Origin of the sequence: Enterobacter cloacae complex sp. P17RS, from assembly GCF_014895885.1 — a bacterium.
Classification (GTDB): Bacteria; Pseudomonadota; Gammaproteobacteria; order Enterobacterales; family Enterobacteriaceae; genus Enterobacter; species Enterobacter bugandensis.
Genome location: NZ_JADBQK010000031.1, coordinates 1 through 12,765 on the forward strand (window position 1 = coordinate 1; position 12,765 = coordinate 12,765).

Here is a 12,765-nt window from a genome sequence, read left to right on the forward strand (position 1 = left end):
TTTAAATAAAATAAATATCAATAAAAGATGTTTGAGTACATTTTATTTCTTTTAAAAGAAAAAATAATCTTTTTGTTGACTTTGATGATTCATGGCGATTAATTAGTAGACAGACATATCAACATTTCTTAAGACTCAAGGAGACTAAGATGGTGATGTTGAAAGAATGTAATGAGAGTGGACTGTCTGGATTCACCGTTGATGGGTTATCGGTCACTGATACGCAAAACTTCTTTACTCAAACTGCACCAGATATTCGGGAAGCAGTGCTCAATAACGGAGCGTTGCTACTACGCGGCGTTGTGCAAAGTGCAGAACCCGCTGTGTTTGAAGTGATAATGAATGCGCTAGGTTTTCGCACCAGAGATTACATTGGTGGTTCATCTCCCCGTTCAACCATAAAAGGTAAAGTGATGGAGGCAACCCGAACGCCTCCGGCATGGTCAATCATCCTCCATCAGGAAATGGCCTATGTAAAACACCCACCGGAAATCATTGCCTTCTCTTGCGTCAAACCCGCCACAGAGGGCGGAGAATCTACCATTGGCGATATGCGCCGAATAACAAAACTGGTCGAGCCTTCAACATTACAACTTCTGACAGAACGCGGCCTCAGACTGCGTAGAACACTGCCGGATGAAAACCGAGTTCATCTGAAACCCGGAATAAAAAAAAGCTGGCAGGAAGCGCTTTCTGCAAAAACAAAAGAAGAGGCAGAGTTTGCCTGCCGCTCCAGGGGTTGGGAATTTGAATGGTGGAATGATGATTTAATCCTTTGGCAGGACTGTATTTCACCGGTGCGTCAGCATCCTCGTAAAAATGAGTTGATCTGGTGCAATCAGGCACATTTCTGGGGTGCTGCTGCGATGATTGAATGGGCACGGGTGGATTCCAGAAACGAAGACGAAGAAGAGTTAAAAGAAGCTGCTCAGAATTGTCCTGAACTTCTCGAATCCATGTGTTTCGGCGATGGAGAACCGCTACCGGAAGAACTGACACTTAACTTATTTCATCTGGTCAAGGGGTTAGAACAGGACGTGAATCTCAACACCGGCGATATTTTGCTGCTCGATAACCTGCAGTTTGCTCATGGCAGGCATGCATTTTCAGGAAACAGAGAGATTAACGTCATTATTGCCGACTGGACTGAACATTAATTCAAACAAACAGAAGGAAAATGGTCATGAATATTACACAGCATAATAGCACATCCACAGGCGATACCTTCATTCTCAGCCCAGGCCGTAACGTCAGTCTGAAAGACTTTATTGAATTCTCTCAGTTCAGTAAAAAAATAGTTGCTTCAGAAGAAACCAGAGAAAGAATTGCCGCATCAAGACGAGCCCTTGAAAAATTAGTGAAAGAAGGCTCGGTTATATATGGTGTCAACACTGGGATGGGTGGGTTTGTCGATCATCTCGTTCCGCTCGAAAGGGCTGAAGAATTACAAAAAAACCTTATCCGTGGTGTTGCGACAAATGTTGGTGAAAGATTTTCAGATATAATTTGCCGGGCAACTATGTTCGCCCGAATTATCTCACTTTCTCGCGGCAACTCAGCATTATCTCTGGAAAATTTCGATCGATTTATCGCAATCTACAACGCTGGTCTGATTCCTGAGATACCACGTAAAGGGTCATTGGGCACCAGCGGAGATCTGGGGCCACTGGCAGCCATGGCCCGTATGCTCACTGGTGAGGGCAATGCCTGGTTCAATGGTGAACGCTTGGCTGCAGAAGATATTCTGCACCAGCTGGGGCTCGCACCGCTTGAGCTAAGTTATAAGGAAGGGCTGGCACTCATCAACGGCACCTCCTGCATGGTTGCGCTTGCCGCCCTGAATGTCATCGAAACCAGGTCACTTCTTGAACAATATGCGTCAATCTCCGCCTTTGCCTCAGAAACGCTTCTTGCCCGGATTCGGCCATTTCATCCCGACGTTCATCAACTAAAACCGCATACAGGCCAGCAAAAAATTGCAGAGATGATATGGAATAACCTCCAGGGAACAAGGCTGGCGGTTGATGATATACAGCTTTCATCAGAACTCGGAAGCAGGCTTACGAATAGCATCAAACAAGAAGATATGCCGATTGAAGATGCCTATTCAATTCGCTGCACACCACAGATACTTGGCCCGGTTTTGGAGACAATAGAATTTGTGGAACGAATAGTGAGTAATGAATTAAATTCGTCAAATGATAACCCCCTTATCACACCCGAAAACGGTCAGGTTTTCCATAACGGTCATTTTCACGGACAGTATATATCCGCCGCGATGGACTATTTGACGATAGCAATCATTACCATGTGTAACTTATCTGACCGGCGAATAGACAGATTGCTGACCAGTGCGAACAGCAACGGGCTCCCCTCTTTTCTATGTGCAGAAAATGGTGGGCTGCGGTTTGGTTTAATGGGGGGACAGTTTATGTCATCTTCTGTCACAGCGGAAAATCGTTCTCTGGCTACACCTGTATCAATACAAACACTAACAACAACAGGTGATTTTCAGGACGTAGTCTCTTTCGGTCTGGTTGCTGCTCGCAGGACGGCGGAGGTGCTCCAGAATACCCGCTATGTTATTGCTTTTGAGTTGATCTGCGCCGCTCAGGCAGCTGATATCAGGGATGCTACAAAATTAGGAAATTCAGGTCGCCTGTGGTACGCAAAAGTGAGGGAGTCAGTCCCTTATCTGGACCATGACGAGTCAATAACACCTTATCTGGAAGAACTCGTATCCCGGATACTTGGAGGCCACTCATGATGTTCTCTAAAAAAATCCGGGAATGTGTTGAGGGAGCAAATAATAATGCTTCCATCCGCCTGCACGCCAATGAAAATCCGTTGGGTTCACCAGACATAATACAAACAGGACAATATGATCTGTCTTTGCTGAGCCTGTATCCCGATCCCACCTACAATGCACTGAGAGCAGCAATTGGAGAACGCTGGAATATTAATCCGGAACAGATCATCACGGGTAATGGCTCTGACGAACTGATTGATATCACACTGCGTAGTCTGCTGAAACCGGGTGCACGGCTTACCGCTCCTCGTCACAGTTTTATGATGTACAAAAAGAGAACTGATATTCTCGGAGCCTTATACAGTGAGATCCCAGTGAAAAGTGGGCGCATCCTCCCTGAGGATTTAAAAGAGGCGGTCAGTCATAAACCTGACATTCTGGTCCTAGTTAATCCTTCTAATCCTTTGGGTCACTATATTGCACCTTCAGAAATGATATCTTTAGTTGAAACCATACCGCCAGAAACGACCATTATCATTGATGAGGCCTACGCAGAATTTACACCTGATATCGAAAATACGGCAGGTATTCAAATAGTTCATAAACGCGTTAACTCAATATGCTTACGAACATTTTCAAAAGCGTATGGACTTGCCGGATTGCGTCTTGGCTGGGCTTACGTCAGCACAGATCTGTATCCACAACTGGAAGCTCGCCGGGCGCCTTACAATGTCAGTGCTTTATCTGCTCTTGCTGGTGAACATGCACTACAGGATCGTGAGCATCTTTTCAAAACAACAGAATATTGTCTTAGCTGGGGAAGAAAACTGGTAGATTTATTTGAAGATTACGGAGTCAAAGCCAGTGCCCAATATGTCAATTTCGTCTTTGTTGAATTTGACAGTGAAGAACGCAGCCGGGAGATCCAGAACAGTCTTAACAGTGAAGGTTTCCTTATAGCCAGGCTGACCGATTATTCTTTGGATCATTGCCTGAGAATTTCATTCGGACCCCGGGAACAAATGGAAAAGTTACTCTTTGTTTTAGAGAAAGAACTAAAAGCATAGATTCTGCCAAGGTTATTTACATTCATTCAAATAAATAATTAAAAGTATCTATTCAATTGAGGTTTAAGAATATGAATAAAGTACCTGGGCTATACCATACAGCCCCCTATCTAAGTCAAACCCAAACGCGACTCCTTCATGTTAACCTTGATGAGTCAAATTCTCCCTATTGTGTCCTCAGTCCGACCATTTTTTACCCACAGGGTGGTGGGCAATTGGGTGACAGAGGTTATCTTGTTTTACCGGATATGCTGACATCACAACAAAAAATCGGTGTTCTCACAACAAAACGAAAAGATGAAGAGATCAGACACTATCTTGATATTAATGAGATCGGTTTTGACTTGCTGAAAAAGCAGGCAGGTCAGCAAGTGACTGCTATTCTTGATTGGGATCTGCGATATCACCAGATGCGTATACACTCGGCTGTACATCTGATCCATTGTATACTCGAGCAGGTAACAGGCCATTCAATCCCTTACCCTGTTCGTTCACCACTCAATGATGAAAGCGGAGAGAATCATTATCAACTTCTTGACTATATTGATAAAGATATTCTTGAAAAGGCAACAACAGAACTAAATGAATTTTGTTCATCGGGACATGAGATACAAACTGTAAATGTTCCCGAACAGGGAAATAACTTTCGGATATGGAAGTGTGGACGATGGTCAATTCCTTGTGGAGGTACACATGTAAAAGATACAAAAGAGATCGGGATGATATTTTCCACGTTGAAAATCAAAAAAAACATGACGCGTATAGCACTCAGGCTCTCTGATAATTCAGGTTAACCTGGTAGATGTCTATAGAGTCAATATCTAATCAACAAATAACGATGGTAGCCTCTGGTATGAGAACAGATAAAAACGAAACAAAACACGTAGATAGTCTCCCTGGTAAAACGTCTAACAAGACAGATGAAAAACATGCTCTTGGTTCATTCCTGACACAACTTCGTGTTGAAAGGGGACATCTTAAAGTTTCGACATTTCTGGAAGGGATAGATATTCCTTTTTCTGCTAATTATTATCGTGATATCGAAGCAGGCAGGAAATATCTCAGTATAGACTCAGCAGTAGAACTCCACAACTCTCTTGGTATAGAAACATCAAGCAAATCAAGCTTTGATTATTTCTGGCATTATTTTAAGGATTTATTACCTTCTGATATGCATGAAATGCTATTTGGGAAAGGAATAGAAACAAGAGATCTGTCTTCAAGACTAGAACTGAGAGACCATGATTCCAAAATATTACGCCGCGCACTCAGCCTAAGTCGATATGAACGCGAATTTATTATTTCTGATGAAATAATTAGAGGATTTAAGAACAATTTTGATTTATGGCCGCTTATGACATATCTATATATGGTTGACACTGCATCCGTGGCTGAAATTAAACAAGTTTGCCATCAACTTGACATTGCATTCGATTCTCGTGTGGTCGAATTTTTGAGTCTTGTAGCAAAAGAACGAAATCATGAGGAAGCCCCTTTTGTTCGCCTTGCACCGACACTCAGAATGCCAAGGACCCCAGAATCTATTAATCTTAAAGACAAATTTATGTGTTATGAAACTGAGAAATCCCTGTCCAAACCCGAAAAAAGTGAATATTTTGACATAGATGGGACATTTAAATTTAGTGCAATGGTTACGCTTAAATCGCCGGAAATTGAACAAATACAGGACAGACTTGTTGATCTCTTTTCCGCTATTGAGGTACACACTAAATCCGGACGACAGCTTGAGGATGAGAATGCACATCCTTATTTTTTGGAATTGATCATTTCAGGCAGACCAGAATATGACGGTCGAACTGCCAGAAAACCATCAGGGTTTAAAAAGCCAGAATAGTTCCACCATAAAGACCTGATTTTATATTTACAATGGAGGCAATGAATGAACATATCAGTTATCGAAAAATTACAGGAAAAATTTGGCGATCATTTTCATACGGAGCCGACATTCAGAGAACAGTACTGCCAAGCTCCGACGGGAATTACTCTTAGTCCTCCCGATGGGGTTGTGATCGTCCGAAATGAGCAGGATATCGTGGATATCGTGACGTTCTGTTCTGTTGAAGGACTGCCCATGATACCAAGTGGTGCCCGGACCTCGATCGAGGGACAGATCAATGCCCCGCAAGGAGGTATATGCATTGATTGCTCTGAAATGAATGCCATTACGGACATCAGCATTGAAGATATGACCGCGACAATCCAGCCCGGTGTCACGCGCGAACAATTGAATGAAGCTCTCCGGGGAACAGGGTTGTTTTTTTCAGTTGACCCAGGTGCAAATGCCTCAATTGGCGGTATGGCCGCAACCCGTGCCTCAGGAACAAACTCAGTGCGTTATGGCACGATGGCAACGAATGTCCGGGCTGCCCGTCTTGTCATGGTTGACGGGTCTATAGCAAACATAGGATCCAGAGCGGTGAAATCAGCTATGGGGCTTGACCTGCTTTCACTTGCCGTTGGTTCGGAAGGCACACTAGGCATTTTCAGTGAGTTAACCGTTAAGCTTCATCCACTCCCTGAAGTTATTCTTTCCGGTGTTTGTGCGTTTGACTCAGTAGAGAATGCCGTCAGGGCTGTGACAGACACCTTGAAATCTGCACTACCTATTGCACGTATTGAACTCCTTAATGTTTCCGCAGTTCGGGCATGTAATGCTTATTCAAAACTGGGATTATCAGAAAAACCGCATTTGTTTGTGGAGTTACACGTTAATAGCCTGTCAATGCCAGGTAATATTGCGTTATTTGAAGAACATGTGCACAGGTACGGGGGGGAAGTACAGCTTTCTTCTCATCCAGAAGAAAGAGAAGCACTGTGGGTAGCACGTCATGATGCGTGGTGGGCATTCCATGCCTTTTATGAAGGTTGCCAGGGGATCCCTACGGATATCTGTGTCCCTCTGTCATGCCTGAGTGCTTGTATTTCTGCAACAGAAACGGATATCGCGAATACAGTGCTCAAGGCTCCCTTAATAGGGCATGTTGGAGACGGTAATTTCCATCTTTTACTTATGCTCCGTGAAGGAGAGGAAGAAACTCCTGTTATACAGGGATTTCTGAGTCGTCTGGCTGAACGAGCTTTGTCATATGGTGGAACCATCAGTGGCGAGCACGGTGTCGGACAGGGAAAAATAAAATGGATGCCAGTGCAGCATGGTGCAGCCCTGCATTTGATGAAAGCCATTAAGTCTGCTTTGGATCCACATAATATCATGAATCCAGCAAAAATGTATTGAGCGGATTCAGCAGAACTATTCTGGTTACACTAAAACGGGAATATTTAGTATGCAATACATATTAATCGTAGGAATAAACAAGATATCGGTGAAATATATTAGTGACGCTATTCGCAATGCAGGTCACGACCTTATTCTTTCTATTGATAAATCTGCACTTTGTGGCGATGCCCTACAAGCAATTAGTGATGTTCAATGTATTCCTCTTTTTTCTGACCATAATGCTCTGTCTGACTATTTGAATGCCAATCCGGATGTCACTCAGAATATCCACAGCATTACTACTTTTTTTGATGAATTATTCCCGATGGTCAACAAAATCGCGGAGGAGTTTAACTTTAGAGGACCACCCTCCGTCTTTGCTGAGCTGGCGTCAAAATATGCGGTCGGTAAGATCGTCCCTGAGCATGTTCCGGAAGAGGTACAAATCTCATTTTCCGAAGATAAATTCGTTCTACCTTGGCTTAAGGTACGTGAAAACAATACGATCATATTGAAACCAGCGATCGGTTCAGGCGCGCTTGCTACATCCACACTGCATATTGAAGCAGACCGGGACCCGACGCATACGATCAAGTCAGCGATAATAGCAAGCGGTGCTAAATCCTGTGAAACCCTTCCCTGGATTATCCAAGAATATTGTTCAGGAACGCTAGTGAGCATGGAAGGATTTGTGCAGGGAGGTAAAACTATTTACCTAGGGTTGTCCAGACGTGAAAGAGTTCGGTTTACTGAGGTGGCAAACCATTTTCCAAACGACTGCGGTATTGAGCCCATCGTACATGCAAAAATTCAGGCGGCTATTCACGATCTTGTCTTACGTTCAGGATTTGATAACGGATTCTTCCACTGTGAATTTATCGCCACAGATACGACAGCATATCTTATTGATGCCAATATGGGACGTTTAGGTGGGGCAACTATCGTAGAACAGGTTGCTCTGGCCTATGGATATTCTCCTTCAACTGTTTTGCAGCATGCAGCATTACTCCCATTAGGTCTGGCAGAATCCGTCCCCGCATATGACCAAGCAGCGCAGATCAATAATACCTTGAGCTACTGGTATGGTCTGGCAGAAGAATCGGTTATCCGTGGATGGGACGTTCCGGCGATTTCATCCATTCATACCCCGATAGCCAGTCCAGGCAGCCGCATCCAGCCTGTGGGGGTATCGGATTATTCGTGGGTCGGGATGCTTACCGGGTACACCGACATTGTTCAGCAGGAAATCAACCTGATACGCGTAAAAACTGACCATGGGGACAGGATACCTGTATTCAAATGATATACATTATTCGCTTTTTCTCAGCTGCGGCCTGGAGCTTTTTTTATCCCTTCATGGCTGTCTGGCTTAATAGCGTTGTGGGACTCAGCAGTAGCGCTGCCGGTATCGTCGTCGGGTTTGCTATTGTGGCGAACCGTACAGGCGCGCTCGCTTTCCATCGCCTGCTGGACAAAACAGAACGAAAAGCAGAGATCGCACTGACGCTGTTGGGTGTTGCCATATCAGCATTCCTGATGCTCGTTGCAGCAGCAATGGGCGTTTCTGATATCTTTGTCTGGATTGTTCTTGCAACGTTATTTGGCCTGACTAACTCTGTATCAGTCATATCGCAAATTTCATACATCGTGCATGTTTTCCATGACGGCGAGCATGAGCGTGTGCTTTCATATGAAAACGTTGCAGCCAATGCTGGCGCTGGTATTGCACCATTTCTGGCGTCCTTCATGCTTTCAGGTACAGGTTACTGGTTTGTTGCCTTTCCCTTGTTACTTGGGACACTGGGCGCAATAGCCACCCGTCCTCTACCCTCTGCAACCCATCCTGAGGTGGCTGACACAAAAAGTGAAACAGCGAATTCATCAGAGGATACTGGTAATCACCAAATTATCGCTTTTATGGTGATTAATTTCCTGACGATGGTTGGCTATGCCCAGTTTTATTATGTATTGCCGACCTATGCGGTGGAAAAGTTTTCCAGTGAACTGGTAGGCACTCTATTTCTTCTATCAAGTATTATCATCATTATCGGACAGGTTTATATCACTTCATTCTCACAGAGGATAAGCCGACTATGGCGGGTTGTTATTTCAAACTTATGTATCGGTTCAGGATGTGCATTATTAATATTCTCATCTGAGCAGCAAGCCGTTCTGTATATCGTTGTCGTCCTGATAGTAACCGGAGAAATGATTTGTGGTCCGTTGTATCAGGCGCAGGCAGTTAGAATCTGGCGAGGACGTCGATCTGTTGTAATGGCAATACAGACCTGTGTCTGGGGCGCTGCTGAAGCCACTGCTACAGTAGCAGGGCTGTTACTTATTGCAGGAAAGCTGAGTGTTATTTCCTTCCTGTTGGGAGTTTTGACCTGTTTTATTGCAGCAGCTGGAGCATGGTTATCAATACTCCAGAAACGACCTTTAATCGGTATTGATACGGATAAAAATTTCGCAGACTCTTCATAATCAGACGAGGCCAACACTATAACATAATGATTGTGGTAACAGTTGTTACCGCAACGTATGTGAATGCTGCGGAAAACGGCATCATTAACTTTATGAACATCATGCATGACAATCTTAAAACTTTCTGAGTATATAATCTGATTTATCCGTAGGCAGTGGCACACGATTTTTTAAAATACATCAAAGATTACAAGAGTAAAATTATTAAGCATAGCAAGTAATATCATGTTTACTCTGTGATATTCAAGGAGTTTATTTTATGCAAAATGATGTTAGTAAAGTCAATACCTTTTTCCCTAAGCCAGCCTGGGTTACCATCCGTGAAGCAGTAAAAATAACCAATAAACTTAGGGATATAAAAATAGCAGAATATGATATTTATCGACATGCCTTATATGGTAACATTTCACTTTCGATATACTTTCAGTCACCTGTTATACTGAGAAAAATTCGTTCCTCAGTGAACAAAATAAAACTACGCCCAGTAGGCGATTCTCTACCATATCGGCTTTGCATGCTTGAACGAAATGTATTTTTAAATGGTAAAGGTTTAATTCTCAGTACAGAGGGGGAATATATCTCACCTGCTCAATTAGTCATGAACATAGGTATGCTGGGACATGAATTCGTTCTCATTCAGCGACTACTTGCACATTCTCTAAATATGCCGTTACCTATTACAGGTGCAAATAATGCCAATTATGGTATTACAATTGCTTTGGCAGGCCAATCATATCAGATTTTTGAAAAAAAGACATGGCAGGACAGAATTAATCAGCAAATCACGCGATTACCGGCGCATATCATTGCAGATATTTATGAGGATGAATCAGTAAACAGATTCATGAATTTTTCCGGTAAAGGATATTTTCCTGTTTATGAACTCCCGGAAGATGCCTGCTTTGTAATACGACAAGAGGAACTTGATAAATTACTCGGTACACATGCAGATCGCTTTACCCACACTTCATCCAGTAGGCTTTCCACACCTCTCTCACGCTTATTCTGGTTAGCATGCAAACATAATGATTCGATCAGTCCACTGCTCAGGCATCCCTATAAACTTCTTCCCATTTTTGAAGAATGGGCATCAGTCGATGGTATTACCGATCATCTGAGCGCGGACACGCTGAAAAGAGCGCTTGAACGCGGATCCCCGAATCAGAGTTCAAAATAATATGGCATACCCGAATAATATCCATATCAATTGTAAAACCATTCATAATACGTGCTCACACTCCCACTAATTTTTTTCATTCCCTGTCGAATCCCATTTCTTTTCATATCAAACCTGCCTTATCTCTCACCTAATAGAATAATCAAACTATCAAATCGATTATCTACTAAAAAGGACAAGCCACTACTCTGGCAATTAAACGCAAAAGTTAAGACATTTCATTCATCCTAAAAACTCGTAATAAGGGTATTGTAACCCTTAATAAGGGTTCAGAAACTTTCCCTCCGCTCTTACCTGTGTTTTTTATGATTGTCGGATACCTCGGTTAATTTTGATGCAGGAGCAGACAATGACAACACACCAGTTATTACGTTTAAAACAGGTCGAAGAAAAAACCGGCCTGAAACGCTCGCAGATCTACCTATATATGAAAAATGGCGACTTTCCTCGTTCCATTAAAATCGGCCCTGCCAGTGTGGCATGGCTCGAATCGGAACTTGATGAATGGATCAACCGGAAATTATCCAGACGTGAGAGTAGTTAAAACATCCGTTTATGTACTCAACTTTCCTCCCAACAAATTGAGGAGATAACAGAATGATCCCATCAATTAATTACGCCATCATGACCGATGCACTGCATGCACTAAAACAAGGCAATATTCGCCACTGCGAAGCTCTGGGATTTACTTTCGACGAAATAAATGCTCTCGATCAGTTATCTCTTGATGAACTGTTTACTGTCAGCCGGACGGCGGCACCCTTCATTTCGATTACTGTCAGCCATGATGTTCTGTCTCATTTACTGACACAGGCACGTCAGGAATATCGGCGACAACAGCAGATTAAACGCGCTATCCGCCTGGGTGGTTCTATCGCTTTGCTCAACCGCTATTTTGGCCTGACGTCAAATGAGGTCAGCCTTCGCCGACGGTTACTGGGTATCAGCGTGCCATATGGGCGCACACCTGAGCCAGATGAAGAGACGGATACCGAGATCTGGCGGCAATGGCAACGATGCCGGGTGGACAACCTGGAATCGCCCGACGCGCTGATAGCAATGATGAAGGTGACTGAATCCCTGCTGCCAAGGACCGAAGGACTGTCACTCACAACGGTCTGGAAGCGTATTACGCTGTGCGAACAGGAGGTCGTCGCTAACAGGAGGGTGCCCCATGCCGGATGAGATTGATCGCGATCAGGAATTTAATGAACAGCGACTAGAGGAGATGATTGAACAGAATCGTTTTAAACCTGGGTTAGAACCGTCATTACTCCACTGTCGTGTATGCGGTAAACCCATTCCTGAAAAGCGACGACAGACATTGCCGGGCGTAACCACCTGTACGGAATGTCAGGAAAAACTTGAGCGCCGTAGACGTTAATCATGGCAACAATGACGTGCGAAGATATTATTTCTCTGCACGTCCTTATCATTCTCATTAAATTTAAATGAGTCTCTATTTTCTTTTTTATACTTTTATCCTTCTCATAGCATCTTAAATTCCCCACTTATTAATCTCTCTTCTTTTTATTTTGAGTTTGTCGTTTATATCCTGCGATAAATATCCGATCCTGAAATTGCCATTACAGCATGGTTGCCAAGATAGACGTTAATTCGTCCGGGCCGGGTATTGCTCTTTAAAAAAATGGATCGGGCTGTCACGTGACCACAATTCAGGGTGCCGCTGAATGTTCTCGCTGCCCCGTTAAAACCGGAATGCAGAATTGGGATGTGACATTTATTTAACTCATCGATGTTTTTATTAGAGGAGACTTCATGCGAAAACCCATTTATCACGTATTTGTCACCCAGGAAAGTCAGCCCGATGCACAGGGTGAAAAAAACACGTACTGGACAAAAGTTGGCGTTGCCTTCGCGCATAACTGCAAGCCCGGCCTGAATATCGTGTTGATACCCGGTATTGCGGTTTCCGGCAGGCTGGTGCTGCTCGAACCGAGAGAAGAAAGCGACATTTCACAGGATGCCTCTGCCGCTTAATCCATTTTCTCTTCTTCTCCACCGGCGGCGTACTTTTCTATAAGCCGCC

Annotated in this window: 13 protein-coding genes; all 13 read left to right on the forward strand. The window is 43.7% G+C overall.

The features are described from left to right. The first annotated feature begins 149 nt into the window (after positions 1 to 149). The 13 genes from IM265_RS20180 to IM265_RS20240 all read left to right on the forward strand — a co-directional run bounded on the left by IM265_RS20180 (position 150) and on the right by IM265_RS20240 (position 12,716). On the forward strand, positions 150 to 1,157 hold the full coding sequence (locus IM265_RS20180; protein ID WP_047955801.1) for a TauD/TfdA family dioxygenase: 1,008 nt from the start codon (positions 150 to 152) through the stop codon (positions 1,155 to 1,157). A gap of 26 nt (positions 1,158 to 1,183) precedes the next feature. Beyond that, the gene (locus IM265_RS20185) at positions 1,184 to 2,767 is read left to right on the forward strand and encodes a phenylalanine aminomutase (D-beta-phenylalanine forming) (RefSeq protein WP_080346973.1); all 1,584 of its coding nucleotides are present in this window, start codon (positions 1,184 to 1,186) and stop codon (positions 2,765 to 2,767) included. Then, entirely contained in the window at positions 2,764 to 3,816 is a 1,053-nt protein-coding gene (locus tag IM265_RS20190) for a histidinol-phosphate transaminase (RefSeq protein WP_047955802.1), read from the forward strand. The genes IM265_RS20185 and IM265_RS20190 overlap by 4 nt, the downstream gene beginning before the upstream one ends. A 71-nt stretch (positions 3,817 to 3,887) precedes the next feature. Then, positions 3,888 to 4,610, forward strand: coding sequence for an alanyl-tRNA editing protein (locus tag IM265_RS20195; RefSeq protein WP_223813098.1), 723 nt, complete (start codon positions 3,888 to 3,890; stop codon positions 4,608 to 4,610). An 8-nt stretch (positions 4,611 to 4,618) separates the two neighbouring features. Then, on the forward strand, positions 4,619 to 5,671 hold the full coding sequence (locus tag IM265_RS20200; RefSeq protein WP_047955804.1) for a hypothetical protein: 1,053 nt from the start codon (positions 4,619 to 4,621) through the stop codon (positions 5,669 to 5,671). A gap of 45 nt (positions 5,672 to 5,716) precedes the next feature. After that, entirely contained in the window at positions 5,717 to 7,072 is a 1,356-nt protein-coding gene (locus tag IM265_RS20205) for an FAD-binding oxidoreductase (RefSeq protein ID WP_193031624.1), read from the forward strand. A gap of 49 nt (positions 7,073 to 7,121) precedes the next feature. Next, positions 7,122 to 8,357: an acetyl-CoA carboxylase biotin carboxylase subunit family protein gene (locus tag IM265_RS20210; protein WP_047955806.1), complete on the forward strand. Its 1,236-nt coding sequence runs from the start codon at positions 7,122 to 7,124 to the stop codon at positions 8,355 to 8,357. After that, positions 8,354 to 9,538, forward strand: coding sequence for an MFS transporter (locus IM265_RS20215; protein ID WP_047955807.1), 1,185 nt, complete (start codon positions 8,354 to 8,356; stop codon positions 9,536 to 9,538). Before IM265_RS20210 ends, IM265_RS20215 begins: the two co-directional genes overlap by 4 nt. Positions 9,539 to 9,797: 259 nt before the next feature. Further along, the gene (locus tag IM265_RS20220) at positions 9,798 to 10,715 is read left to right on the forward strand and encodes a hypothetical protein (protein WP_047955808.1); all 918 of its coding nucleotides are present in this window, start codon (positions 9,798 to 9,800) and stop codon (positions 10,713 to 10,715) included. Positions 10,716 to 11,064: 349 nt separating this feature from the next. Then, positions 11,065 to 11,259 carry an AlpA family transcriptional regulator gene (locus IM265_RS20225; protein ID WP_041165340.1) on the forward strand — a complete coding sequence of 65 codons (195 nt, stop codon included), beginning with the start codon at positions 11,065 to 11,067 and terminating at the stop codon, positions 11,257 to 11,259. Positions 11,260 to 11,312: 53 nt separating this feature from the next. Continuing rightward, on the forward strand, positions 11,313 to 11,900 hold the full coding sequence (locus IM265_RS20230; RefSeq protein WP_047955809.1) for a DUF2857 domain-containing protein: 588 nt from the start codon (positions 11,313 to 11,315) through the stop codon (positions 11,898 to 11,900). Then, positions 11,890 to 12,099: a TraR/DksA family transcriptional regulator gene (locus tag IM265_RS20235; protein WP_047955810.1), complete on the forward strand. Its 210-nt coding sequence runs from the start codon at positions 11,890 to 11,892 to the stop codon at positions 12,097 to 12,099. Before IM265_RS20230 ends, IM265_RS20235 begins: the two co-directional genes overlap by 11 nt. A 395-nt stretch (positions 12,100 to 12,494) precedes the next feature. After that, entirely contained in the window at positions 12,495 to 12,716 is a 222-nt protein-coding gene (locus tag IM265_RS20240) for a hypothetical protein (RefSeq protein WP_047955811.1), read from the forward strand. The last annotated feature ends 49 nt before the right edge of the window (positions 12,717 to 12,765 follow it).

Coding starts and splice junctions, on each gene's coding strand:
- IM265_RS20235 (WP_047955810.1), top strand. CDS start 11,890: ATGCCGGATGAGATTGATCGCGATCAGGAATTTAATGAACAGCGACTA.
- IM265_RS20195 (WP_223813098.1), top strand. CDS start 3,888: ATGAATAAAGTACCTGGGCTATACCATACAGCCCCCTATCTAAGTCAA.
- IM265_RS20180 (WP_047955801.1), top strand. CDS start 150: ATGGTGATGTTGAAAGAATGTAATGAGAGTGGACTGTCTGGATTCACC.
- IM265_RS20190 (WP_047955802.1), top strand. CDS start 2,764: ATGATGTTCTCTAAAAAAATCCGGGAATGTGTTGAGGGAGCAAATAAT.
- IM265_RS20225 (WP_041165340.1), top strand. CDS start 11,065: ATGACAACACACCAGTTATTACGTTTAAAACAGGTCGAAGAAAAAACC.
- IM265_RS20230 (WP_047955809.1), top strand. CDS start 11,313: ATGATCCCATCAATTAATTACGCCATCATGACCGATGCACTGCATGCA.
- IM265_RS20200 (WP_047955804.1), top strand. CDS start 4,619: ATGTCTATAGAGTCAATATCTAATCAACAAATAACGATGGTAGCCTCT.
- IM265_RS20185 (WP_080346973.1), top strand. CDS start 1,184: ATGAATATTACACAGCATAATAGCACATCCACAGGCGATACCTTCATT.
- IM265_RS20215 (WP_047955807.1), top strand. CDS start 8,354: ATGATATACATTATTCGCTTTTTCTCAGCTGCGGCCTGGAGCTTTTTT.
- IM265_RS20205 (WP_193031624.1), top strand. CDS start 5,717: ATGAACATATCAGTTATCGAAAAATTACAGGAAAAATTTGGCGATCAT.
- IM265_RS20220 (WP_047955808.1), top strand. CDS start 9,798: ATGCAAAATGATGTTAGTAAAGTCAATACCTTTTTCCCTAAGCCAGCC.
- IM265_RS20210 (WP_047955806.1), top strand. CDS start 7,122: ATGCAATACATATTAATCGTAGGAATAAACAAGATATCGGTGAAATAT.
- IM265_RS20240 (WP_047955811.1), top strand. CDS start 12,495: ATGCGAAAACCCATTTATCACGTATTTGTCACCCAGGAAAGTCAGCCC.